The organism is Neobacillus drentensis (genome assembly GCF_036962765.1).
In the GTDB taxonomy this organism is placed as follows: Bacteria; Bacillota; Bacilli; order Bacillales; family Cytobacillaceae; genus Neobacillus; species Neobacillus drentensis_C.
Map to the genome: position 1 here is coordinate 6,932 of NZ_JBALOS010000087.1, position 24,270 is coordinate 31,201.

The window sequence follows — 24,270 nt, forward strand, 5'->3', positions numbered from 1 at the left end:
AAAAAAGTTTACGAAAAGAGCCTTAATAAATAGGAGGAATAGATGATGCCAACAAATTTAAAAGACACAACTACATTACATAATGGTGTTAAAATGCCATGGGTTGGGTTAGGTGTATTTAAAGTGAACGAAGGAGATGAGGTCGTTCAATCCGTTAAAGCAGCCATTAAGAATGGATATATTAGTATTGATACTGCCGCTATTTATAAAAATGAAGAAGGCGTTGGTCAAGCGATTAAAGAATCAGGGGTGCCGCGTGAAGAATTATTTATCACGTCCAAGGTATGGAATTCTGATCAAGGATATGAATCGACTTTAAAAGCCTTCGAAACTAGTCTTACCAAACTTGGACTTGATTACTTGGATCTTTATCTAATCCACTGGCCTGGGAAGGATAAATATAAAGATACATGGAAGGCATTGGAAAAGCTCTATAAAGAGGGTCGTGTCCGCGCCATTGGTGTAAGTAACTTCCTGGTCCATCATCTAGAGGATTTAATCAGTTCCGCAGAGATTAAACCCATGGTAAATCAGGTAGAGTTCCATCCGCATTTAACCCAAAAAGAGCTGCTTGCTTACTGTAAAAATGAAGGCATTCAAATGGAAGCATGGTCGCCGTTAAAACAAGGTCAGCTTCTAAATGAACCAGTTCTTGAAGATCTTGCCCATAAATATAATAAATCTGTTGCTCAAGTGATCTTGCGCTGGGATCTGCAGCATGGTGTGGTGACCATTCCAAAATCAATCAAGGACCATCGCATTATTGAAAATGCGGATATTTTTGATTTTGAATTATCTGCTGAGGATATGGACAAGATTGATGGATTAAATCAAGATAGCCGTGCTGGTTCTCATCCGGATACGATGAGAGTTGGTTTTGAAGAATAAATTTCCTTTTCAAGCGTCTGCCCTCTGTTCTAAGGGCAGGCTCTTTTTCATGAATAAGATAAAAAGTACTTATGCTATAATGTTCTATATCTTTATGGACATCAGAGTCTAAACCTCAGGAAGGAGCAGGACATTTGAATGTAACATTAACTCATAAACGAATTAAAGAAATGTGTGGCACTGTCTCCTTCAAACGAGGAGATTATTTTTATCAAACGAATAAAGTTATCTTTCAACAATTTCTCCCTCATCGTTTTCAAGCAACTGTGTGTAGTGACGAAGACTTTCATGTGACCATTGAAATAGGCTCAAGTGGTGACCTTCGAACAGAATGTACCTGCCCAAAACTGGCTTCTTTTACGAAAGACTGTCAGCATATTGCGGCGGTTTTACTAGCCATTTATGAGCACCAGCAAAAAGGATCCGTCCCGATGGTGACTCATTCAACGAACCAAGAACTGACGGAGGGATTACTCAATCTCTTTTCGGCTCAGCCAGTCCGATCAAGCGGTCATCAGCGCCATTTTGAAAAAAGAAACGTGCTTGATATCGAGTTTGCCTTGAAACCCGCTGATGTGGGCAAGGGACGAAATCTATTCGCCATCGACATTACGCTCGAGTCCATCAATGTTCCAAACATCCGTGAATTTCTAGATCGGATTAGAATAGGAAAGCCCTTCTCCCTTTCTAGCACCTTTACATTTGATCCAAGTAAGCATTGCTTTCATAAAGAAAGCAATGACGTTCTCGAACAACTCATTCAAGTAGTACGGGATGAAAAGGTTTATGTGGATGTGGTGCCTGACACCAGTCAACAACAGATGCTGAACATTCCATCCTCCGCTTGGGGTCGTCTGCTATCTTTCCTTCGAAAAATACCCAATGTGCTGGTGGAGTATGATGGCGAAACCTATCGGGGACTGTATGTATTAGAAGAAGGGCTGCCCTTACAGTTTGATTTTACTAATGCGGATAGAAACGGCTATCAGTTGAACGTAAAAAACTTGCAGCGGATGATTTTCTTAGAACCCTATCATTCCGTTTTATTTGAAGGCAAAATAAAACAGCTTGAAGATCAGGACTTTACACGTCTTTCTGATCTCAAAAAGATGCTAGAAGCATCAGGAACGAATCAAATTTTGATTCCACAAGAGCAAATCCAGTTTTTTCTCGAAAAAGTGGCACCGGGATTACGAAAATTAGGACAGGTAACAATTGCTGAAGCGATTTCGAAGCAATGGATGAAAACGCCTCTAGTGGCCAAACTGTACTTGGATCGTGTCAAAAATCGCTTGCTGGCGGGACTGGAATTTCATTATGAAAATTGGATTATTAACCCATTGGAAAATAGAGATCTCCCGGCTGGCGCGGTAGTAATACGCGATGCGGAAATGGAAGAGGAAATTCTGCAGATCTTTGAGGATAGCTCGTTTGCCAAGACGGACGGAGGATATTTTCTCCATAATGAAGAACTGGAATATGATTTTTTAACTTACGTCGTTCCAAAGCTCCAAAAGCTTGTCCGAATCTATGCAACGACAGCTGTCCGAAATCGGATTTCCAGAGATACTTTTCGTCCGCAGGTAAGGGTGAGGGTCAAAAAGGAACGAACCAACTGGCTTGAATTCAAGTTTGAAATGGACGGCATTCCTGAAGGACAAATACGTGAAGTTTTGGCGGCTTTAGAGGAAAAAAGGAAATATTATCGTTTGCCGAATGGATCCCTTCTCTCTCTTCAGACAAGAGAATTCAATGAAATCCAGCGTTTTCTTTACTCACCACTAGCTAAGAATAAGGATATCGTCAGCGGTTTGGATGTACCAATTGAGCAGAGCCTTCAACTCCTTGACACGGTCGAGGTTAGTGATGCCTTCAAGCTGGAGGAATCTTTCCGGCAGTTCCTCGATCACCTTCACGATCCCAGCAAGTTGAAGTTCGAGGTAACAACGAGTTTAGATCCTATTCTCAAGGATTATCAAAAACACGGATTAAAATGGATGAAAACTCTTGCTTATTATGGATTCGGAGGGATTTTGGCAGATGATATGGGTCTCGGGAAAACGATTCAAAGCATCGCGTTTATCGTGTCCGTCCAATCCGATCTTCGTAAAAATAATCAGCCCGTCCTTGTGGTTTGTCCGTCATCGTTGACCTATAACTGGCTGAGTGAAATTAGGAAATTTGCTCCCCAACTAAAAGTGATCGTTATTGATGGGACAAAAGCAGAGCGGACCAACCTGCTAAAGGATCAGACTGATGTCGATGTTATGATTATTTCCTACCCGTTACTGCGACGCGAGATTACCTGGTTCGAGAAGCAAACCTTTCATACGGTGTTTTTCGATGAAGCGCAAGCCTTTAAGAATCCGTTGACGCAAACCGCACGAGCGGTAAAGAAACTTCAGTCTAATCATCGCTTTGCCTTAACAGGAACACCTGTGGAAAATTCCTTAGAGGAGTTGTGGTCCATTTTTCACGTTGTTTTTCCAGTACTGTTTCTCGGTTTAAAGGAATATAGCCAGCTTTCCAGGAAAACGATTGCGCGGAGAATCCGTCCTTTTTTACTGCGGAGGATGAAGGAAGATGTGCTAACCGAACTTCCTGAAAAAATGGAGTCATTGGAATCGGTCGAACTGCTCCCTGATCAAAAGAAACTTTATGCAGCTTATTTGGCGAAACTTAGACACGACACGTTGAAGCAACTCGATAAAGACACGATTCGAAAAAATCGGATTAAAATATTGGCAGGATTGACAAGGCTACGGCAGATTTGCTGTCATCCAGGCTTATTTGTGGATGGGTATCAAGGGAAATCAGCGAAATTCGAACAGCTCTTACAGATTGTCGAGGAATCAAAGCTCGCTGGAAGAAGGGTATTAATCTTTTCACAGTTTACCAAAATGCTTGAACTGATCGGGCGCGCGTTAACGGTAAAGGGCATGCCTTTCTTTTATCTAGATGGACAGACACCCTCAGAAGAAAGGGTCGAAATCTCCGAGCGCTTTAATCGCGGGGAGAGGGATATGTTCCTGATTTCGTTAAAAGCAGGAGGGACAGGCCTGAATTTAATGAGTGCTGATACTGTCATTTTGTATGACACGTGGTGGAATCCAGCTGTGGAGGAACAAGCAGCCGACCGTGCCCATCGGATGGGTCAGAAAAATGTCGTACAGGTTATCAAGCTGGTCGCCAGAGGGACAATTGAGGAAAAAATGAATGAACTACAAGATAAGAAAAGACACCTCATTGAAGAAATTATTGATTCTGATGAGAAAGTCATGTCTACCCTTACCGAGGAGGATATTAGGGAGATTTTAATGATATAGAGAAAAGGAGCTGAAAAAAAGCAGCTCCTTTTTTGATAGCATTTAGGCACCAAGGACATTCAATGATTGACGAAGACCTTCTAATGCAAATTGACGGATGAATCTAAAGGCAACTAATGCGATAATTGGTGAAAAGTCAATAGGACCAAGAGGGGGTATAAACTTTCTGAACAATCCTAAATAAGGTTCAACCAGCTTGGCAACCCAGATTCCAAGTTTGGATGCTTGAAACTGAGGAAACCATGAACCAAAGATAGAGATTAAAATTAACCAATAATAAATCTCAAATGCATATTGTCCAATTAATAAAATAGTAGAGCTCAATATAGATCTTCCGTTCTATTATAATTTTTTAATCGATTTAATCTTCCTACTTATATTTACTTATACGGATTAAATAGAAAAAGGTTTCAAAAATTATCGAGTTGCAGTATTTAGAGAAGTTGGTTAAGGACTTCTGGGATAAAATCTGCATAGCTATCGATATGAAAATCAGCTTCGATGTTTCGATTTTGAAAGGCACATGTTTTAATTTTTAATTTTCGTGCGGGAATTAAATCTAAATCTCGGTCACCGACAACCAAATCAATCTGGTAGCTCTTTAAAACATATTCATAGGAGGAAACGTGTGGTTTTCTGGTGAACCCTTGTTCCTCAACGGAAACAATGTCTTTAAAGTATTTGGCTAATTGGAATTTTTTAAGCAAAAATATTGTGGATTCCTTATCCCGATGCGTAACAATAATATTGTTATCAACAGAAGATAAAGCTTCCGCTAGTTGGTCAAATGGCTTGCTTTCCGTCTTTGAATAAATGTTATGTAAGTTTTGATACTCTAGTCTGCGCTTCTCATCAATTCCATAATGTTTAAAAGCTGTTTTGGAATCGATTTTCAGCCATTTCAGAACCTCTTCGCGATCCAGGTCTTGTTGACTTAAGTTGATGAATCCAGAGACAAGTGCTGGATAGGTATCAAAAAGGGTTCCATCGAAATCCCATAATACGTTAATAATAATCCCTCTTTTCAGATACGATTTGATTTTTCTTTTAAGAGAGTACCATAAGTTGAAAATAAAGAAAAATCATTAGGCGCATTGAAAGTGGAAAATTTGTTATACTTTACATTAGGAATGCACATGTTAATAGATAGAAATGAGGGATAAAAATGCCATTTGATAGTTCAACACTGGGATTACCGTATTTTAGCTTAGAAGCGGCAGCGGTTGACAAAAGTCCAAGTGAATTGGTCATTACGGACGAAACGAAAGAAAACTATTACATAGTCTCTCGGGAAGTATACGAGGACGGTCCGCAACAACATGGATATATTATTGTTGTAGAAGAAGGAGAGTAGAGATACTCTCCTTTTTGATTACAAAAATTGTAACAATAAGCAGGAAAATCAGGAAAGAAAGAGTATAACTTAAAAGATGTCTGTCATTTGCTCTTTTTACTAATAATGTAGTTAAACTCTTTAAATTTAACCGATAGGAGTGAAAAAATGAGCTATCAGCAAAAAACAAAAGAAACCGATAACAGTGTGATTGAGTTTATTGAAAACGTCGACAACCCGAAAAAACGCGAGGATGCCTATAAATTAATAGATATTTTTACGGAAACGACAGGATATGAGGCAAAGATGTGGGGCCCGAGTATTATTGGATTCGGTTCCTATCATTATAAATATGATTCAGGTCATGAAGGAGATGCTCCTTTAGTTGGCTTTTCACCTCGCAAAGCAAAAATTAGTTTGTATTTTGCCCCTGGGGAGACGAAGCGTGAGGAGTTGCTTAAGAGATTTGGGAAATATACGACTGGAAAAGCGTGTGTATACATCAATAAGGTAGCTGATATCGATGTTACTGTCTTAAAAGAATTGATTACCGTGTCGGTGGAATTTTTACAAAAAACCTATCCAAATTCGGAATGACACGAATAAGATCTATTGACCGAGAAGGGGAAAAAGAGCTCTCACGGTAAATGAAGGAGCGTTTCATTGACCTAGAAGAGAAAAAAAGAGTACTCAAGGTAAATGAAAGAGCGCTTCATTGACCTTGAAGAGAAAAAAAGAGCTCTCAAGGTAAATGAAAGAGTGTTTCATTGACCGAAAGTAGATAAAAAGAGCACTTACGGTAAATGAATGAGCTACTTGTTCAATACATATAACCATATAGGGGGATTTTCATGAAATCTGCTTTAATACTTGGGGGAACACAGTTTGTTGGAAAAAGGCTAGTCCAATTATTATTAGATGAAGGAATCGAAGTGACCATCGCGACTAGAGGTATAACCGCTGATTCCTTTTGTGATCAAGTATCTAGATTAAAAATCAGTCGTGAAGAAAGTGATTCCTATACACTTGCTTTTCAAGATAAAAGTTGGGACGTTGTCTATGATCAAACCTGCTATTCTTCGCAGGAAGCTCTTGATACACTAAAGGCATTAGAAGGAAAAGTCCAGAAATACGTGTTTACTTCCAGTCAGGCCGTCTATGAATTTGGTACCAACCACAAGGAAGAAAACTTTAATCCCTTAGAATTTACTCCAACGTTAAAAGGCAGACGAGAGTACGTCGGTTATGTAGGTTACCAGGAAGCCAAACGAGCTGCTGAAGCGATTCTTTTTCAACAAGCAAAAGTCCCAGTAGTGGCTGTCCGCTTTCCGATTATTATCGGGAAAGATGATTATACGAATCGGCTGAAATTCCACGTCCATCATGTGAAAAATGAAAAAGCCATGTTTATTGAACATCCTGATTTTAGATATAGTTTTATAGATTCGGAGGAAGCGGCAAAGTTTTTATTAATGATCGCAAAATCAGACTATCAAGGAGCCATTAATCCAGGTTCCAGTGATGATATTAGTTTAAGTGAAATAGTGACGCTAATTGAAGCCCATACTGAAACAAAAGCAATCATACAATTAGAGGGAGACCCCTCTCCATACAATCTACCAGGTTCATGGTCAGTAGATACGAGTCGAGCGACATCATTGGGGTACAAATTTACATCATTGAATCCATTATTAAATCGATTAATTGATTTCTATAAACAGGAATAAGTCTAATATAAGCGCTTCCCACTTATAAAGTGGAAAGCGCTTTTTTACCGATGAAATTGGCCAATTCCTGTGTGAACTTTTTCTGTTCTTCCCAGAACAAACCGTGACCACTATGCTCGAACCAGACAAGCTTCGAATTCATGATTCCTTGATGCAGGACGGAACCGAGCGGCGGCAAACAAATTTGATCATGTTTTCCATGAAGAATCAATGTCGGGACTTGAATTCTCTTGATATCAGCAAATAAGGTTTCATCTCGTAAGGAAACGAGCAAACCTGCTGTCGAATGCCCTGCAGCTTCAAGGCCTAATTGAAAGAACCAATCTGAGAAAGGTTTCGTGAGAGCCCGATAAAAGAACATGTTGGTGAAGTCAGCAAGCATTTCAGGGCGATCGTTATAGGTTTGCCCCAATAGGGCATTGACATCCTTTGCCTCTAACCCAAATGGGAAGCCGGGCCGCTTGATAAAACTAGGAGCCGCTGCCCCAAAAAGGGCTAATTTCGAAACGCCATAGCCATTATGGCGTCCCATATATCTGATAGCAATCGCACCACCTACAGAATGACCGGCAAGCGTGAAGTTTTGTAAACGAAGTGCTTTTACTATTTGGCGAATATCATCGGCTAATCTGTCGTAGGAGTAGCCTTCCCATGGTTTATCGGACTTGCCAAATCCCCTAAGATCTATCCCAATACAACGATACCCCATCGCAGGCAGGACATTAAACTGATATTCAAATAATTTATGATTAGCTGGCCAGCCATGGACAAAGAGGATGGTCTTACTACTTTTGGGATTAATATCTTCTATATAAATATTCACATGAGAGGCAACATTTACAAAGTACCCCATTTCGATCCCTCCTTACAAAAGGCTTTGTTAAAGCCCATTGTTGATTTTGCCATTATGTTGATTTGGAGCGAAGGCGCGAGACCCTCGAAAATGCTATCGCATTTCCATCGTGCAGTGTTGACTCGACGTAGCTTATTCGATGTCCTGCGGGAAAAGCGGGTCAAGGGAGACCCCGCTCATCTCTCAAGCGTCGAGGGGGCTCCCCGGACCGCCTGCACGACACGCATGGAGCGGATATCAACAGTCAAATTAACAGAGCCTTATAAAAAGGAATAAACCATTCATAACTAAGCTATTCATCGATAGCTAGGCTAATACTTCGTGAACATTTTAGTACAACTTGTAAATCTTCACTTTTTTCATCCTTAAATAGATTACAATGAACAATGTAGGAGAATGGAACGCGCTCTCCTTTAATAAAAATATATATATGTGAAATCATGAGCAAATGAATTCATCTAAGAATTTTTCAATAACAATCATTTACTGGAGCTGGTTTCTACTATGGAGAAAAAGAAAGTAGTCATTATCGGCGGAGGGATTACGGGGTTAGCAACAGCCTATTACCTTCAAAAGGAAATCAAGGAGCAAGCGCTGCCGATTGAAGTTAACCTATTTGAAGCGAGTGACCGATTTGGTGGTGTAATTCAGACTGCGAAAAAAGACGGTTTTATAATTGAAAAAGGCCCTGATTCCATTTTGGCACGAAAAGCGAGTGCGCTTAAATTGATTAAGGAAGTCGGTCTTGAAGACAAAGTGGTCTCCAATACAGCAGGAAAATCTTATATTTACGCCAGAGGAAGGATCCACTCGATGCCTGAGGGAGCTTTTATGGGGATTCCAACTCAGGTGACACCATTTGCGCTCTCGGGACTCTTTTCTCCACTAGGAAAATTAAGAGCGGCTGGTGATTTTATTTTGCCAAGAGGAAAAGAAAAGTCCGACCAATCGCTAGGCGAGTTTTTCCGGAGAAGGTTAGGAAATGAAATCGTGGATAACTTAATCGATCCATTGTTGTCAGGGATATATGCAGGGGATATTGACCGCTTAAGTTTAATGTCATTGTTTCCGATGTTCTATCAAATGGAACAAAAACATCGAAGCTTGGTGTTTGGCTTGAAAAAAACAATGCCTGCCCCACCAAAGTCTGCGAAAAAAATACCATCAAAAAAAGGAATGTTTATCTCCTTGTCAACCGGACTGGAAGCGTTAGTGGACGAAGTCGTCAAGCGGCTGGATGAGGGAACGGTTAGGAAAGGAAGCCCAGTGGACAAAATCATCAAAGAACAAGGTTCCTATAAGATTACCTTCGCCGATGGAAGGGTTGAAAGTGCGGACAGCGTGGTCATTACAACTGAACACATCCATGCCCAAAAGATGCTGTCTGATTATCCGTTCATGGACACCTTCGATGATATGCCGTCCTATTCTGTAGCCAATGTGGCAATGGCATTTCCAAAGTCGGCGATTAAACAGGATATTGAAGGAACAGGTTTTTTAGTGTCAAGAAACAGTGACTTTAGAATAACAGCCTGTACGTGGACACATAAGAAATGGCCTGGGACGACACCGAAGGATATGGCATTGTTACGTTGTTATGTGGGAAAACCAGATGATCAAGCTGCGGTGGATTTATCAGACGAAGAGATTATTAACATTGCGTTACGGGATTTAAATAAAACAATGAATATAACTGAAAAGCCGATGTTTCATGTTATTACTAGGTGGAAAAAGGCGATGCCGCAATACAATGTCGGTCATCTGGAACGGATAAAGAACGTAAAGGAATCTCTTGCTAAGGAACTGCCAGGCGTTTTTCTAGCTGGAGGTTCCTATGAAGGTGTTGGTATCCCTGACTGCATTGACCAAGGCGAAGCAGCAGTGAAAAAGGTGTTAGCGTTTTTAAAATAGGATATAAATCGAGCAGGATATTTTATAATCCTGTTCTTTTTTGTGTGAAGTTTTCCTTGTGGACCGATTTACCCATGGCGTTGCTGAAAAGAACATCAAGTTGATTCGGTCTGATATTCTTCAAGGTATGAGGAAATTATAAGATGTAAGAAAGGACGAGGAACTAAAGAACATCGCCTTGGAATTAATTGAAAAGTAGACGATCCAAAATATAAGAAGAAGTATTCAGCTATCTGGAAAAAGGCATAAGAAGCGGGTTTGCAGTACATCTGTACGTAATCGTCTCAAATGGATGGAGAGGAATATTTCCTTTCTATTTTTTTATTTTAAAATACTTTTTAGTTACTCTTTGTGTAAGCAATGTTAAAAGCTTTAATATTTATTTGATTATATTGATAGTAGATTTGTCCGGTTGATGGCGAAATTTTGAATGTAAAACAAGACAATTAATAGGCGTGAAGTCTTGGTAAAAAAGGATTATTATTATTCTGATATCTAAAATGAAAGTATTTCCCAAATAAAAATAGGTTGTTAAGAGAGCGAAAAATAATTAATATTAATTATGAGTACTATATAATTGAGAGAAATTATCACTTTATAAATAAAAAATGTACTTCTTAGTTACCCCTTAACTTTTACTAACTTTTATTTTTTTTAAAGGAGAAATGCAAATGAAGAAGATTAGTTTAGCATGGCAGATATTCATTGGGCTGACACTCGGTATTATTGTCGGTGCAGTTTTTTATGGTAATCCACATGTGGCAAGCTACCTCCAGCCAATTGGCGATATATTTATTCGTTTAATAAAAATGATTGTTGTTCCAATTGTTATCTCCAGCCTGATTGTAGGTGTTGCTGGCGTTGGCGACATGAAGTCTCTTGGAAAGCTTGGCGGAAAAACTTTGCTTTATTTTGAAATCATTACCACGATTGCGATTATTGTCGGCCTGCTTGCAGCGAACATGTTTCAACCAGGAGCTGGCGTAGATAAATCGAAACTAGCCAAAACAGATATTAACAGCTATGTAAGCACAGCGGAACAAACAGAATCTCATTCCATGATTGATACCGTTGTAAATATCGTTCCTACGAATATCATTCAGTCAATCTCAAACGGGGAAATGCTGCCAATCATTTTCTTTTCCGTCATGTTTGGGCTTGGAGTGGCTGCAATTGGAGAAAAAGGGATCCCAATTCTCAATTTCTTCAGGGGAACGGCTGATGCCATGTTCTATGTCACTAACCAAATTATGAAATTAGCGCCATTCGGTGTGTTTGCGTTAATAGGTGTTACTGTTTCGAAATTTGGAGTTACCTCATTAATTCCACTAGGTAAATTGGTCCTTGTTGTATACGGATCAATGATTTTCTTTATTCTTGTCGTTCTTGGATTAGTAGCAAAAATTGCTGGATTTAACATTATCCGTCTCATTAAATATTTAAAAGATGAATTAATTTTAGGCTACACGACGGCCAGTTCTGAAACAGTTCTTCCGAAAATCATGGAAAAAATGGAGAAATTGGGCTGTCCTAAGGCAATTACATCGTTTGTTATTCCAACGGGATATTCCTTTAATCTCGATGGGTCAACACTTTACCAAGCAATTGCCGCTATGTTTATTGCGCAAATGTATGGAATTGATATGAGTATTATGGAGCAAATTACCTTAATTCTTGTATTGATGTTAACCTCAAAAGGAATTGCTGGGGTTCCTGGCGTATCGTTTGTTGTTCTTCTTGCAACGCTGGGAAGCGTAGGAATCCCTGTAGAGGGACTAGCATTTATTGCCGGTATTGATCGAATCTTAGATATGGCACGTACTTGTGTTAACATAGTCGGAAACTCTTTGGCAGTGATTGTTATTACCAAATGGGAAGGCTATAAGCTTAAAGATTATCAAGAACAAAAGGTCGCATAATAGTGAACAAAAGGACATCTTCCTCCTGGGAGATGTCTTTTTTTAAGTCAAGATTCGTTGATAGCGCTCATTAGGGAATCGTAAATTTTCCTATATATTGAATTCTGAATTTTAGATAAAGTCAGGTAACACCATTGACGAATAAAAGTTTTACATACTAAAATAGATTAAACCGATTGAAAAACTCAAGTATGCAATGGTATAAAAGTGAGAGGGGATCATTCCATGTCACAACATGAACAGGGAATAAATAAGGCTACTAATGCAGTTAAAGAAATTACAGCGGATGGTTCGTTTAATCGTCAAAAGAATCGATTTACGACACCTTTCGGTCAAAACGAGGGGGATCTTCCAATTGAAGCGGGGCGTTATCGATTATTATGGTCTGCTGTTTGTCCATGGGCCCACCGATCGGTTATTGTGCGGAGAATTCTTGGGTTAGAAGAAGCAATCAGTCTGGGCACAGCTAGTCCCATGCGTCCCAAACTTCCCCATGTAGATTGGGAGTTTTCATTAGATGAGGGAGGCGTAGACCCCATCTTAGGAATCAGGTATATGAGTGAAATTTATATAAAAACAGCAGCGGATTATTCTGGCAGACCAACTGTGCCGGTTATCGTCGATGTTAAGGAGCAAAAGGTTGTTAATAATGATTATTTTCAATTAACGAACTACCTTGAAACTGCCTGGGCCCCTTTGCACAAAGAACAGGCACCTGATTTGTATCCTGAGCAATTACGTGCCGAGATTGACGCTTTAAATGAGGTTATATTCCATGATGTCAACAATGGTGTCTATAAATGTGGGTTTGCCCAATCACAAGAGGCCTACGAACAAGCTTATGATACTTTATTTGCAAGATTAGATAAATTGGAAGAGCGTTTGTCGACACAACGCTTCTTATTTGGAGATCTTATTACCGATTCCGATGTGCGGTTATATGCTACATTAGTCCGCTTCGATGCTGCGTATTATTCTGCCTTTAAGACAAATAGAAACCGAATTGTCGATTTTCCGAATCTATGGGGCTATTTAAGGGATCTTTATCAAACACCTGGATTTGGAGATACGACCGATTTCGATGCAATTAAACAGCATTATCATTTATCGAATCATATCGCAAGTGATGATCAGAAGGGATATACTATTTTGCCGAAGGGGCCGGACCTATCTGGTTTAACTTCAGAACATCATCGACAAGTGCTGAGTCATAACAATGAAAAATTTTTAATACATTGAGAGAAATATAGTCTAGAGGCAGGTGGAAAAATGATTATTCGTGATGCTGAAACAGATGAGTTACCATTCATTCGAGAACAAAGAGTTCAGGCCTATGAAGAACATGCAGAGAATATACCTGGAGAACACTGGAACGCCCTTAAACAAGGTATCTCCTCAGAAGCAGATTTGCAGGCAGAGGTGGCACGAATTGTGGCGGAGATTGATGGGGAAATCGTGGGCAGTGTGGCGTTATTTCCAGCCAAAACTGATGCTTACGAAGGATTGGTAGATGAACTGGATTTTCCAGAAATCCGAATGCTTGCAGTAACACGGCAGGCTCGAGGTAAAGGGGTAGCTGCTGCGTTGATTACTGAATGTATAAGGCGGGCAAAACAGCAAGGCTTTCAATCAGTCGGCCTGCATACCGCGGATTTTATGAAAAGTGCGATGAGGCTTTATGAACATCTTGGTTTTGAACGTTTACCGCAATTTGACTTTGAACCTGCGAATGATGGTATCATTGTGAAAGCGTATCGACTTACTTTTGAATGAAAATTAGTTCCAATCAGATAATTTTTAAAAACCTACTTGACAGGTAGGAAAAGTCAGAATAAAATGTAAATAATTCAAATAGATTTAAAACGAGAGATTAATTGAATATCAAGCTGATTGGAAAACCAAAGGCTTATACTCTTAGTTAGATAGGGGTATAAGCTTTTTTATTAGAAGGGAGACTGATCATGAATTCTCCGATTAGTAAGTGGAGTCCGCATTGTTGTCCGTCATTGAATTCTTTTTTTACCATAAAACCAAGTATTCTTATGTGAAATTATGAGATTAAGAGAGGATGATACGATGGCAATTATAGATTCAGCAAAAGCGAATTATATTCTATCAATACTTAAAGGAATCGAGTACGGTTCTGTTGTCATAACCGTTCATGACGGCACCATTACTCAAATTGATAAAACGGAGAAAACTCGATTTTCCCAACAAAAAAAGTACACCCCTAAAGAACAAAAGTGACCACACTTATTATAGGGTTTATTTTTAAACGTATAGCCGATCAGTCCACTGAAGGCTACTTATTTTCTAGACTTTCCAATAGATGAGCAAAGCTGTGACGAGTCTTATCGTAAGACCGAAACGCAGCCACTCATTCTGTATGGAATAGCGCTAAAATAGGTAGTCTTTTTTGTTTAGGCTATGTTAAGACTCATTGTTGGTTTTTGCACTCTGATTGGAGTGGAAGGCGCGAGACTCCTGCGGGAGGACGGGACCGGGGAGAACCCCGCAGGTGCTTAGCGCCAATGCGGCTCCCCGAACCTCCTACGCCTGGAGCGGAAATCAATGGCAAAGTCTAACACAGCTTTTTGTTTAAATAAAGGAGGAAATGACAAATGAAATTAGCTTACAAATTTACAACCGTACTCATTCTAATCGCTCTTATTTTGGCCGGCTGCGGCAGTCAAGCAAGTAACCAAAGCTCTGAGAAAAAGGATGGAGGAACCAAAAAGGAAACCGCAAAAACGAAAGAACCTGTTCAATTATTAAATGTCTCATATGACCCAACCAGAGAACTTTATGAAGAGTTTAACGGTGAATTCGCTAAGTATTGGGAAAATAAAACAGGGCAAAAGGTGACAATTCAACAATCACATGGTGGTTCTGGGAAACAAGGCCGTGCTGTTATTGATGGGCTTGAGGCGGATGTGGTGACATTGGCATTAGCTTATGACATTGATGAAATTGCTAATCTTGGCGGCTTGCTTTCAAAGGATTGGCAAAAGAATCTGAAGGATAATTCGACACCATATACGTCAACCATTGTGTTTCTAGTGAAAAAGGGGAATCCGAAGGGGATTAAGGATTGGGATGATTTAACGAAAAAGGGGACTTCCGTCATTACCCCAAACCCAAAGACATCAGGTGGTGCCCGTTGGAATTACTTAGCTGCTTGGGCGTATGCAAAAGATAAATTCAATGGTGATGAAACGAAAATTAAGAAATTTATGAGCCAACTATATAAAAATGTTGAAGTTTTAGATTCTGGTGCACGCGGGGCAACAACTACTTTCGTTGAACGAGGAATTGGTGATGTCTTGATTGCCTGGGAGAACGAGGCTTTCTTAACACTTAATGAATTAGGAAAAGACAAGTTTGAGATTGTTGTTCCTTCCATCAGTATTCTGGCTGAACCACCTGTTGCCGTGGTCGATAAAATCGTCAAGAAAAAAGGAACGAAAGAGGTGGCTGAAGCCTATCTGAACTATTTATACAGTGATGTTGGACAGGAAATTATCGCTAAGAATTATTACCGTCCGCGTAATCAAGCGATTCTTGATAAGTATGCGGATGTCTTTCCAAAAATTAATTTAGTGACCATTGATGATGATTTTGGCGGATGGAAAAAAGCACAAGAAACGCACTTTAGTGATGGCGGGACGTTTGATCAGATTTACCAGCCATAAGAAGTAGTTCAGTTAGACGGGTGTCCTCCATCAAGTGTGATGGGTGGCGCCCTACATGTATATTATCTGGAAGGGGTCAACCTCATGGCTCGATTAGCAAGTTTAAAAATGAAAAGAAATAGTGTGCTGCCGGGATTCGGCCTGTCGTTAGGATTTACGATGTTTTATATTAGTATCCTTGTCATTTTGCCATTATCCATGATCTTTATTAATTCTGTGACTGTCGAGTGGTCAAAAATTTGGGGGACGATTTCAGATCCGAGGGTGGTGGCCTCCTACAAATTGAGCTTTGGTGCCGCCTTTTCCGCCGCATTTATTAATGCTATTTTTGGTGTATTAATCGCATGGGTGCTGGTCCGTTATCATTTTCCAGGCCGCCGAATTATCGATGGACTAGTTGATTTGCCGTTTGCCTTACCGACAGCGATTGCCGGGATCGCATTAACAACGTTGTATACGGAAAACGGCTGGGTCGGACAGTTTTTAAGTTTTAAGGTGGCGTTTACTCCGCTCGGGATTACGCTGGCATTAACGTTTATCGGGCTGCCCTTTGTCGTGCGAACCGTACAACCTGTACTGCAAAGCTTGGATAAAGAAATAGAAGAAGCGTCCGCTAGTTTAGGGGCAAACCGGATGCAAACATTTGTAAAAGTTATTTTTCCAGAAATACTGCCGGCAGCGTTAACAGGTTTCGCGCTAGCCTTCGCCAGGGCCCTCGGTGAATACGGCTCGGTGGTCTTTATTGCTGGAAATATGCCAATGCGGACAGAGATCACCCCACTATTAATCATGACGAAACTAGAACAATATGATTATGCCGGAGCAACAGCGATTGCGGCAGTCATGCTGATTTTTTCGTTTACCATTCTTCTTATTATTAACGTATTGCAGTGGTGGACGAATCGGAAATTTATTTAGAGTTTACTAGAGTTAGAAGAGGATTTATTAATGCGCAAATAAATGGGCTAGATGCGCAAATACATTGTTTCAATCCGCAAATAAACTTCTCTAACGAAGTAGAATATTGCTTTTTACCGTAAAAATTGGTGTTTTCCTGATGAAATATAACACCTTTCATCAAGCTTATTAAATTTATCAGCGGAAAATTAGATTTTATCAGCGAAACTAAGTCATATATCAGCGAAAACAAGATTTTATCAGCGTGAATTAAATTATATCAGCGAATCAAAATTGGCAAATAAAAAAGGATCAAATTTTTGTCCTGAGGGAGGTATCTATGGCAGGAAATGTCTCATTGCAGTATTCAACAGCACCGGTTAAAGCTACAGCCAGCAACTCTGAGCCACGTCTGGTACGTTGGGCACTCATCACACTCGCATTAGCGTTTTTGGGCTTGTTTTTGGTATTACCACTGGTTGCCATTTTTATAAAAGCCTTTGATAAAGGCGCAGCGGTTTTTCTTGAGGCGATTAGCAATCCAGACGCGTTATCGGCTATTAAGTTGACACTGATTATTACCCTAATTACGGTACCGCTTAATGCCATCTTTGGTGTGGCAGCGGCCTGGGCGGTTACCAAGTTCAATTTTAAGGGGAAAAGTCTATTCATTACGATTATTGATTTGCCATTTGCCATCTCCCCAGTCATTGCTGGATTGGTGTTTGTTCTATTATTTAGTGCACATGGCTTATTTGGACAATGGTTAATCGATCATAATATCAAAATCATCTTCGCGGTACCCGGAATTGCATTGGCGACGCTTTTAGTAACACTGCCTTTTGTCGCCCGGGAGCTGATTCCCTTAATGCAAACACAGGGGACGTCCGATGAGGAAGCATCTTTGACGCTGGGAGCGAGCGGCTGGAAGACATTCCTTTTGGTGACTTTGCCGAATATTAAATGGGGACTATTATATGGGATAATCCTCTGCAGTGCTCGTGCAATTGGTGAGTTTGGGGCCGTTTCGGTTGTTTCGGGACATATCCGCGGATTGACCAATACGATGCCGCTCCATATCGAAATTTTATACAATGAATATCAATTTTCCGCTGCCTTTGCAGTAGCTTCCTTAATGTCATTGTTCGCCATCATCACGCTCATTGTAAAAAATGTAATTGAGTGGAAAGCCAGAAAGTCATTTGAATCTGAAGAAGGAGCGCATTAAGATGAGCATACAAATCCAAAATATCTCAAAATCATTTGGAAGCTTCCAAGCCCTTGATCAAATTAATCTTGATATTCAAACGGGGGAACTCGTTGCCCTGCTTGGTCCGTCCGGTTCTGGGAAAACATCGCTGCTCAGGATTATTGCAGGCTTAGAAGCTGCTAATCAAGGAGCGATTCTGTTTGGGGAAGAAGACATCACACATATCAGTACAAAAGAACGAAAAGTAGGATTTGTATTTCAACATTATGCCTTGTTTCGTCATATGACTGTTTTTGATAATGTTGCTTATGGATTAAAAGTGCGGCCAAGAAAAACACGCCCTTCTAATAATGAAATAAAAGATAAGGTTATGGAATTACTAAAGCTAGTAAAACTAGAGGCATTTGCCGATAGGTATCCATCCCATTTGTCTGGAGGTCAACGGCAGAGGGTGGCATTAGCACGGGCATTAGCAGTTGAGCCCAAGGTTCTGCTGTTAGATGAACCATTTGGGGCTTTAGATGCCAAGGTCCGAAAAGACCTTCGCAGATGGTTAAGAAAGCTTCATGATGATTACCAGATTACGAGCATTTTTGTGACACATGATCAAGAGGAGGCGCTGGACGTTGCCGATCGAGTGGTCGTAATGAATGAAGGAAAGATCGAACAAATCGGCACACCAGAGGAAGTTTATGAAAACCCGAACAGTCCTTTTGTGTATCACTTTTTAGGAAATGTGAATTTGTTTAAAGGGCGCCTGCATAACGGGAAATTACGGCACGGTAATTTTGAAGTCGATGCCCCGGAATTTTCGGGGACACAGAATACCGAGGCAGTTGGTTATGTTCGCCCGCATGATATAAGTATCGAAAGAGAAGCAAGCCAGGATTCAGTTTCTGCAAAAATTAATTATATTCATTTAGTCGGGGCGGCTGTCCAACTTGAACTGATTCGAAAGGATAATGGGGACTACCTAGAAGTGGAATTAAGAAAGGAGCAATATCGAAGTCTCAATCTAAAAACAGGAGAAGAAGTGTTTGTAAAACCGAAACAATTAAAAGTTTTTATCCCTGAGGATTATACTATTTAAAATAGGGCGAACAGGATTTATTCCTGTTCGCCCTAAAAAATTTGTAGAATGGATGGTTTCGAATTAAAGGGTATGAATGGAAGAAAGATCCTGATGATATGGCTATTATTAGCATTCTATGAAGTATCACTCACAATGGAATGTGAGCGGCGTGGATGAAGTGATCAATATACTTTAGTCTGTGTAAGCTGTGAATATAATTCTAATGCTTCTTTGACATCTAAATTTTTATGGACAATCCCGTTTATCGCGCGAATCATTGCTTCGGGATATTCCGATTGCCAGATATTTCGGCCCATATCAACCCCGGCGGCACCTTGTTGCATCGCGTTATAAGTAAGGTCAAGAGCATCTTTAATGGTATCTAATTTTGGCCCTCCTGCGATAACGATTGGTACTGGGCATGTGCTAGTTACCTTTTCGAAATCCTCGCAATAATACGTTTTAACAATATCTGCCCCCATTTCGGCCGCAATACGTGAGGCTAAGCCAAGGAATCTGGCATCACGCTTTTCTAATTCTTTTCCAACGGCTGTAATAGCTAGAACTGGGATGCCATATTCATGTGATTCAGTCACCACATTCGCTAAGTTATTAACCGTTTGAGTTTCATATTGAGATCCTATAAAAATAGACACGCCTACACCAACAACATTATGTCGAATGGCTTCTTTTATTGGAGTTACAATTCGTTCATTGGAAAGGTCGCTTAAAACGCTTGGGCCTCCTGAAACTCTTAAGAGCATTGGTTTACTTACGTTTTCTGGAATACAGGAATCAAGCGTACCTCGTGTAACAAATAATGAGTCTGTATGTGGTAACAGATTCTTAACAGTCTCACCAGGTTTTTCTAGACCATGGATAGGGCCTAGAAAATAGCCGTGGTCAATGGCTAACATAACAGCCCTTCCATTTGGTAAGATTTGATTCATTCTATTTTTAAATCCCCAATTCATTTGCTTTCACTCCTAGATTATTGGATTTTCAACGATAACTGAATCTCTTTCACTTATATGTGGTGACTTTATAAACACCGCCTTAAAATCAATGGTATTCGTATTTTTTAAGTAGTGTGCTTCCATAGGTCTCACCTGAAGCATATCACCGGGTTTTACGTGGACAGGTTGACCATTTATATAAATATCTATTTCTCCCTCAAGAATATAGAAAATTTCTTCGCAAGTTGTATGATAGTGATTATCGTGATCATCACCTGGTTTTAAAAGAACAATACCAATATCAACGTTTGGTCCTTTTGTTAAGTATTTTGGTCCATGGCTGCCATAACGATATTCATTATTTTCTTCACTTGTGTGGAACAATTGTTTCACCCCCTTTCAAATTATATGGTTAACCCAGGTGCAATCCACATATGATTTGTCTTGCCTGAATCAGCCAATTTAAGTTGTTCGCTATAAACATTACGCCAGTTTTCGTAGATGGAGAGATATTTTTGGTGGTTTTCTTGGTTAGGATAGTGAATTCTTTCCCATTTCACGAATTCAGTAATTGCGGAGTCTAGGCTGGGGAATAAACCAACACCAAGTCCTGCCATAATGGCTGTACCAAGTGCTGCTGCTTCTTTTTCAACAGGGACTTTTACAGGAATTCCGAGTACATCGGCTAGTGTTTGGCTCCAAAGCTTACCTTTCGAACCTCCTCCTGCAAATATAGCTTCAGTTGGATAGTGCCCCGTAACTTCTTCAACAAGTTTTAAATTGCCATAGGAAACGAGTGCGGCATTTTCTTGAATTGATTTGAAAATTTCTTTTTTTCCGGTTTTGTTAGGGTCTAAGCTGAGGTTTAAAAAGGAGGGGGCTGCATGTCTCCATGAGATATAATCCATGACATCTGAGAAAATAGGGATAATTCCATTTGATCCTATAGGGACATCTTTTGCTTTTTCTTCAAGAATTTCATAAGTATCTTTCCCTGTTTGTGCGGCCTCGAGCTTCTCTGTTTCACAAAAGGCATCTCTAAACCATCTCATGACAAGTCCAGGGAAGAAGGCGATCGTTTCGATTTGCCAAAGTTCAGGGATAGCGTGGCAGTTAACACGAACCCGATTATTTGTATCTATAATCGGTGCCTTAATATTAATTTCCTGCTGCCAGAAGCTGCCACCGCAAATAAAGGTTTGACCATCCTTAATTGCACCTACTCCGACAGCTGCCAGCTGGGCATCACCGCCACCGCTAATGACAGGGGTTCCTACAGCAAGCCCGGTAAAAGATGCGATGGACGCTGGTATGACTCCAAGCAGTTCTCCGGCTTCATTAACTGGTGGGAAAATATTGCTTTTTAGATGACAAGCTTCAGCAATTGCAGGGGTCCAAGCTCGATTTTTTAAATCAAAAAGTCCTGTTGTACAGCCGTTGGAAGGGTCTACTTGAAGTTTGTTTGTGAGTTTATAGAGGATCCAATCGTTTATCATAGTTAAGTAGGAAATTTGTTCGTAGACTTCAGGTTGTTTGTTTTTTATCCAAAGAAGGCGGGGAAGAGCACCCAAAGCAAACGTTTGTCCCGATAATTCATATAGCTTTTTTTCAAGCTCAGGGTCATTATTTTTTAGATCTTTTGCTTCTTCCATTGCGCGGGCATCCACATTGGCGCATGCCCATAGTTCTCTACCATTTGTATCGTATAGGACAAATCCTTCACGCATACTTGTTGCACTTATAGCTTTTATATCTTTGGGGTCGATACATGACTGAGTAAGTACCTGAGATATACAGGTTTGGATAACTTCCCAATTTTTCCTGAAATCAAAGTCCATGGAACCTGGAAAACGTGGGTCTTCCAGATGTGTCCATTCAAATTGGGATGTGGCAACCTGCCTGCCAGTTTTATCAAAGAGAACAGCTCTTACACTTCCTGTCCCTGCATCAAATACTAGGATGTACTCCATTCAATGCAACCTCCTTTTTTAATAAAGCCGTAGCAGTTTCTTCATCTGTAATAATTGTATCGATATAACCTCCTTTTAAAGCACCATAAATGGCATCGACTTTATGGGCACCACCTGCAACTCCGATGACATTATGTAACTTTTTTAGGGTGCTAAGCTGGGTGCCAATAACGCGATTATGATGTGGTAAATCAAGAATGTTCCCTTGGGCATCAAAAAATTGACCTAAAATATCACCCACCGCATTTTGATTTTTAATGTAGATTAATTCATTAAGAGTCATCTTTTCTTCTTTAATAATCGTTGAAGCGTTTGAAAGGCCCCCTATTCCTACCACCACATGATTAGAAAGACTGGCAAGGTCAAGTATGTTACTTACAGATGGTTCTGATAACATATTCTTTGCCATAGCTTCTGTTGATGCTAGAAACGGTGCGGGGATAACATGAATCCCGCCCTTGAATTTATCAAGACCACTTTCAGATGAATAATCCCGCTTTTGAAAATAGTAGTTAACACCACCTGTAAGGGTTACCATCGAAATTTCAATGGCAGGATCAATAGTTAATGCTTCAATTGTTCGTGAAACAGCTTCACCCCATCCAAACCCTACTAAGTCATTAGTAGAAATATTGCTTTCAAGGAATTGTGCAGCGGCTTTAGATAAAGACTGGCTAAGATTGTCTTTAGGAGTTGGAATAACAAAGGCATGATCAATCTTAAATGAATCAATGAGATCCTTTTCCATTTCTAAACAATTTACACCAGGCCCTTTAATATGAAATTGTACAATATTTTCTGAGCGTGCACGTTCGAGTAAACGCACGACTTTATTTCTGGATAGATTTAATAAATCGGAAATCTCTGTTTGTGTGAGATTATCCTTATAGTAATACCAGGCGACCTTGACTAGGAGGTTTTCAGCATAGATATCGTTGTTTGTCATATTTGATCAACCTTTCAACAAATAATCATCGCGTAGACAAATGTTTAACTCTAATACTGAGTATAGGGGGGTGAAAAATAAAAGTCAATAACTTCTAAATATTTAGATAATTTAGAATAAACGTATTGACTGTAGGTCAATTGTCATTTAGTATTTGTTTTGTAAGCGTTTTATTTTATGTATGACAACTCTGGTTGTGATTAAACAAAAGTTAACTATAGTGAAAAAAAGTTTAAATTAATAGATTATAACTTGCAAGGTAGGTGAATAAAATGCATGCCGAGCTCATTCATATTCGTCAAATTTATAAGCAATTTGCAGGAAATCCTGTCTTAAAAGGTGTGGATTTAACACTTAATAAGGGAGAAGTGTTTGCAATTGTTGGTGGAAACGGTGCTGGTAAATCTACTTTAATGAAGATTATAACTGGTTTATATCGTCCGGATGAGGGGCAAATTGTAGTGCAAGGTGAAGAAGTTTCGTTTCATCAACCAGCAGATGCTCATAAGCATGGGATCTACTTAGTACCACAGGAACCACTAATTTTCCCAAATATGACCATTCGCGAAAATATTACCATTGGTTTAAAGGTGAACAAAGCCGAGTGCGAGAAGCGAATAATGAACTACCTTTCTGATTTGGGATGGAACTTGGATCTAAGCCGCAGAGGGATAAGTTTATCCATTGCTGAACAGCAACTTGTTGAATTGCTAAGAGGACTAATACGAAATGCAAAAATATTAATATTAGATGAACCGACATCGACACTAACTTTTAGTGAGATTAATTCTCTCTTTTCTACTATTAAAAAGTTAACTAGCGATGGATTGGGTGTTTTCTATATTACCCACCGGTTAACAGAAATTTTTGAACTCGCTCATTCAGTCGCAGTTCTTCGCGATGGAGTAATATCGACTAACGGTGCAGTAAAAGAATTCACCTACGACAAATTATTAGAAGGTTTAATGCCTGAACAGAGTAGAAGTGCCTCGGAAAGCGTAGTTAGATTAGAGGCTTCTGAATTGAATGTAAAGGGTCCAAATTCATCCACAGAAAAATCAAATATTCCAATCCTAGCTGTTAGAGACCTAACAGGCCACCGTTTTCAAAATATCACCTTTGACCTCTATCCAGGTGAAATCTTAGGGATTGCTGGTGTCGTCGGCGCAGGCCGGACGGAGTTAGCCTCATCCATTTTCGGATTAGAACCCTGGGAATCCGGAGAGGTACTTTTGCATCAAGAGAGTATTAAAAAGCTTTCCATACGCGAGCGAATCAATCATGGTTTAGCGTATGTCCCTGAAGATCGACATCAACATGGTATTTTCTCCATTGCCTCCATTAAAATGAACATCACATCAACGATTCTGCATAGATATAAGCGCCTATTCCTCCCACTAAAAAAAGAAAAAGAAATTTCAGCTAAAGCGATCGATAACTTGAAGGTAGTCACTACCGGGCATAACCAATTATTAAGCCATCTTTCTGGTGGAAATCAACAAAAGATTGTTTTATCGAAGTATCTAGAGACAAAACCAAAAGTCATTATTTTAGATGAACCGACACGAGG

Annotated in this window: 22 protein-coding genes; 15 read left to right on the forward strand and 7 right to left on the reverse strand. The window is 39.9% G+C overall.

Annotated elements, in window-relative coordinates:
- The first annotated feature begins 45 nt into the window (after positions 1-45).
- Both V7137_RS12720 and V7137_RS12725 read left to right on the forward strand, forming a co-directional pair.
- Positions 46-888, forward strand: coding sequence for an aldo/keto reductase (locus tag V7137_RS12720; RefSeq protein ID WP_335698428.1), 843 nt, complete (start codon positions 46-48; stop codon positions 886-888).
- A gap of 134 nt (positions 889-1,022) precedes the next feature.
- On the forward strand, positions 1,023-4,214 hold the full coding sequence (locus V7137_RS12725) for a DEAD/DEAH box helicase (RefSeq protein ID WP_335698429.1): 3,192 nt from the start codon (positions 1,023-1,025) through the stop codon (positions 4,212-4,214).
- Between the two features lie 42 nt (positions 4,215-4,256).
- Here V7137_RS12725 and V7137_RS12730 read toward each other — a convergent pair whose 3' ends face one another.
- A complete protein-coding gene (locus V7137_RS12730) occupies positions 4,257-4,538 on the reverse strand; it encodes a YggT family protein (RefSeq protein WP_218348497.1) in 282 nt (93 codons plus the stop codon).
- A 110-nt stretch (positions 4,539-4,648) separates the two neighbouring features.
- Entirely contained in the window at positions 4,649-5,287 is a 639-nt protein-coding gene (locus V7137_RS12735; RefSeq protein WP_335698447.1) for an HAD hydrolase-like protein, read from the reverse strand.
- A 92-nt stretch (positions 5,288-5,379) separates the two neighbouring features.
- Here V7137_RS12735 and V7137_RS12740 point away from each other — a divergent pair, with 92 nt between their 5' ends.
- The 3 genes from V7137_RS12740 (at position 5,380) to V7137_RS12750 (ending at position 7,274) form a co-directional block, all read left to right on the forward strand.
- Complete coding sequence (locus V7137_RS12740) at positions 5,380-5,568, forward strand: hypothetical protein (protein ID WP_218348496.1); 189 nt, start codon at positions 5,380-5,382, stop codon at positions 5,566-5,568.
- A gap of 147 nt (positions 5,569-5,715) precedes the next feature.
- Positions 5,716-6,144: a DUF1801 domain-containing protein gene (locus V7137_RS12745; RefSeq protein WP_335698430.1), complete on the forward strand. Its 429-nt coding sequence runs from the start codon at positions 5,716-5,718 to the stop codon at positions 6,142-6,144.
- Positions 6,145-6,398: 254 nt separating this feature from the next.
- On the forward strand, positions 6,399-7,274 hold the full coding sequence (locus V7137_RS12750) for an NAD-dependent epimerase/dehydratase family protein (RefSeq protein ID WP_335698431.1): 876 nt from the start codon (positions 6,399-6,401) through the stop codon (positions 7,272-7,274).
- A 22-nt stretch (positions 7,275-7,296) separates the two neighbouring features.
- Here the strand turns inward: V7137_RS12750 and V7137_RS12755 are convergent, their stop codons facing one another.
- The gene (locus tag V7137_RS12755; protein ID WP_335698432.1) at positions 7,297-8,127 is read right to left on the reverse strand and encodes an alpha/beta fold hydrolase; all 831 of its coding nucleotides are present in this window, start codon (positions 8,125-8,127) and stop codon (positions 7,297-7,299) included.
- Between the two features lie 504 nt (positions 8,128-8,631).
- Here V7137_RS12755 and hemY point away from each other — a divergent pair.
- From hemY to V7137_RS12800, 9 genes are all read left to right on the forward strand, one after another.
- A complete protein-coding gene (gene hemY / locus V7137_RS12760; protein ID WP_335698433.1) occupies positions 8,632-10,038 on the forward strand; it encodes a protoporphyrinogen oxidase in 1,407 nt (468 codons plus the stop codon).
- Between the two features lie 671 nt (positions 10,039-10,709).
- Positions 10,710-11,957 carry a cation:dicarboxylate symporter family transporter gene (locus tag V7137_RS12765; RefSeq protein WP_335698434.1) on the forward strand — a complete coding sequence of 416 codons (1,248 nt, stop codon included), beginning with the start codon at positions 10,710-10,712 and terminating at the stop codon, positions 11,955-11,957.
- Between the two features lie 225 nt (positions 11,958-12,182).
- Entirely contained in the window at positions 12,183-13,196 is a 1,014-nt protein-coding gene (locus tag V7137_RS12770; protein ID WP_335698435.1) for a glutathione S-transferase family protein, read from the forward strand.
- 30 nt (positions 13,197-13,226) lie between these two features.
- The gene (locus V7137_RS12775; RefSeq protein WP_335698436.1) at positions 13,227-13,730 is read left to right on the forward strand and encodes a GNAT family N-acetyltransferase; all 504 of its coding nucleotides are present in this window, start codon (positions 13,227-13,229) and stop codon (positions 13,728-13,730) included.
- A gap of 303 nt (positions 13,731-14,033) precedes the next feature.
- Positions 14,034-14,204, forward strand: coding sequence for a YezD family protein (locus V7137_RS12780; protein ID WP_335698437.1), 171 nt, complete (start codon positions 14,034-14,036; stop codon positions 14,202-14,204).
- 374 nt (positions 14,205-14,578) lie between these two features.
- Positions 14,579-15,649 carry a sulfate ABC transporter substrate-binding protein gene (locus V7137_RS12785; protein WP_335698438.1) on the forward strand — a complete coding sequence of 357 codons (1,071 nt, stop codon included), beginning with the start codon at positions 14,579-14,581 and terminating at the stop codon, positions 15,647-15,649.
- An 84-nt stretch (positions 15,650-15,733) separates the two neighbouring features.
- Positions 15,734-16,567 (forward strand): sulfate ABC transporter permease subunit CysT, encoded by an 834-nt coding sequence (gene cysT / locus V7137_RS12790; protein ID WP_335698439.1) that lies wholly within the window; start codon positions 15,734-15,736, stop codon positions 16,565-16,567.
- Between the two features lie 319 nt (positions 16,568-16,886).
- Positions 16,887-17,774 carry a sulfate ABC transporter permease subunit CysW gene (gene cysW, locus V7137_RS12795; protein WP_335698440.1) on the forward strand — a complete coding sequence of 296 codons (888 nt, stop codon included), beginning with the start codon at positions 16,887-16,889 and terminating at the stop codon, positions 17,772-17,774.
- A 1-nt stretch (position 17,775) separates the two neighbouring features.
- On the forward strand, positions 17,776-18,846 hold the full coding sequence (locus tag V7137_RS12800; protein ID WP_335698441.1) for a sulfate/molybdate ABC transporter ATP-binding protein: 1,071 nt from the start codon (positions 17,776-17,778) through the stop codon (positions 18,844-18,846).
- 164 nt (positions 18,847-19,010) lie between these two features.
- On the opposite strand, the gene lsrF is transcribed toward V7137_RS12800, so the two are convergent.
- Genes lsrF through V7137_RS12820 form a run of 4 tightly spaced genes read right to left on the reverse strand, consistent with a single transcriptional unit; the run spans position 19,011 to position 22,700 of the window.
- A complete protein-coding gene (lsrF, locus tag V7137_RS12805; protein WP_335698442.1) occupies positions 19,011-19,802 on the reverse strand; it encodes a 3-hydroxy-5-phosphonooxypentane-2,4-dione thiolase in 792 nt (263 codons plus the stop codon).
- A gap of 12 nt (positions 19,803-19,814) precedes the next feature.
- On the reverse strand, positions 19,815-20,168 hold the full coding sequence (locus tag V7137_RS12810) for a cupin domain-containing protein (RefSeq protein ID WP_335698443.1): 354 nt from the start codon (positions 20,166-20,168) through the stop codon (positions 19,815-19,817).
- Positions 20,169-20,188: 20 nt separating this feature from the next.
- On the reverse strand, positions 20,189-21,754 hold the full coding sequence (gene lsrK, locus V7137_RS12815; RefSeq protein ID WP_335698444.1) for an autoinducer-2 kinase: 1,566 nt from the start codon (positions 21,752-21,754) through the stop codon (positions 20,189-20,191).
- Positions 21,732-22,700 (reverse strand): sugar-binding transcriptional regulator, encoded by a 969-nt coding sequence (locus V7137_RS12820; RefSeq protein WP_335698445.1) that lies wholly within the window; start codon positions 22,698-22,700, stop codon positions 21,732-21,734. The genes lsrK and V7137_RS12820 overlap by 23 nt, the downstream gene beginning before the upstream one ends.
- A gap of 272 nt (positions 22,701-22,972) precedes the next feature.
- Between V7137_RS12820 and V7137_RS12825 the strand changes: the two genes are divergently transcribed.
- The coding region (locus V7137_RS12825; protein ID WP_335698446.1) for a sugar ABC transporter ATP-binding protein at positions 22,973-24,270 on the forward strand (1,298 nt) is incomplete at its 3' end.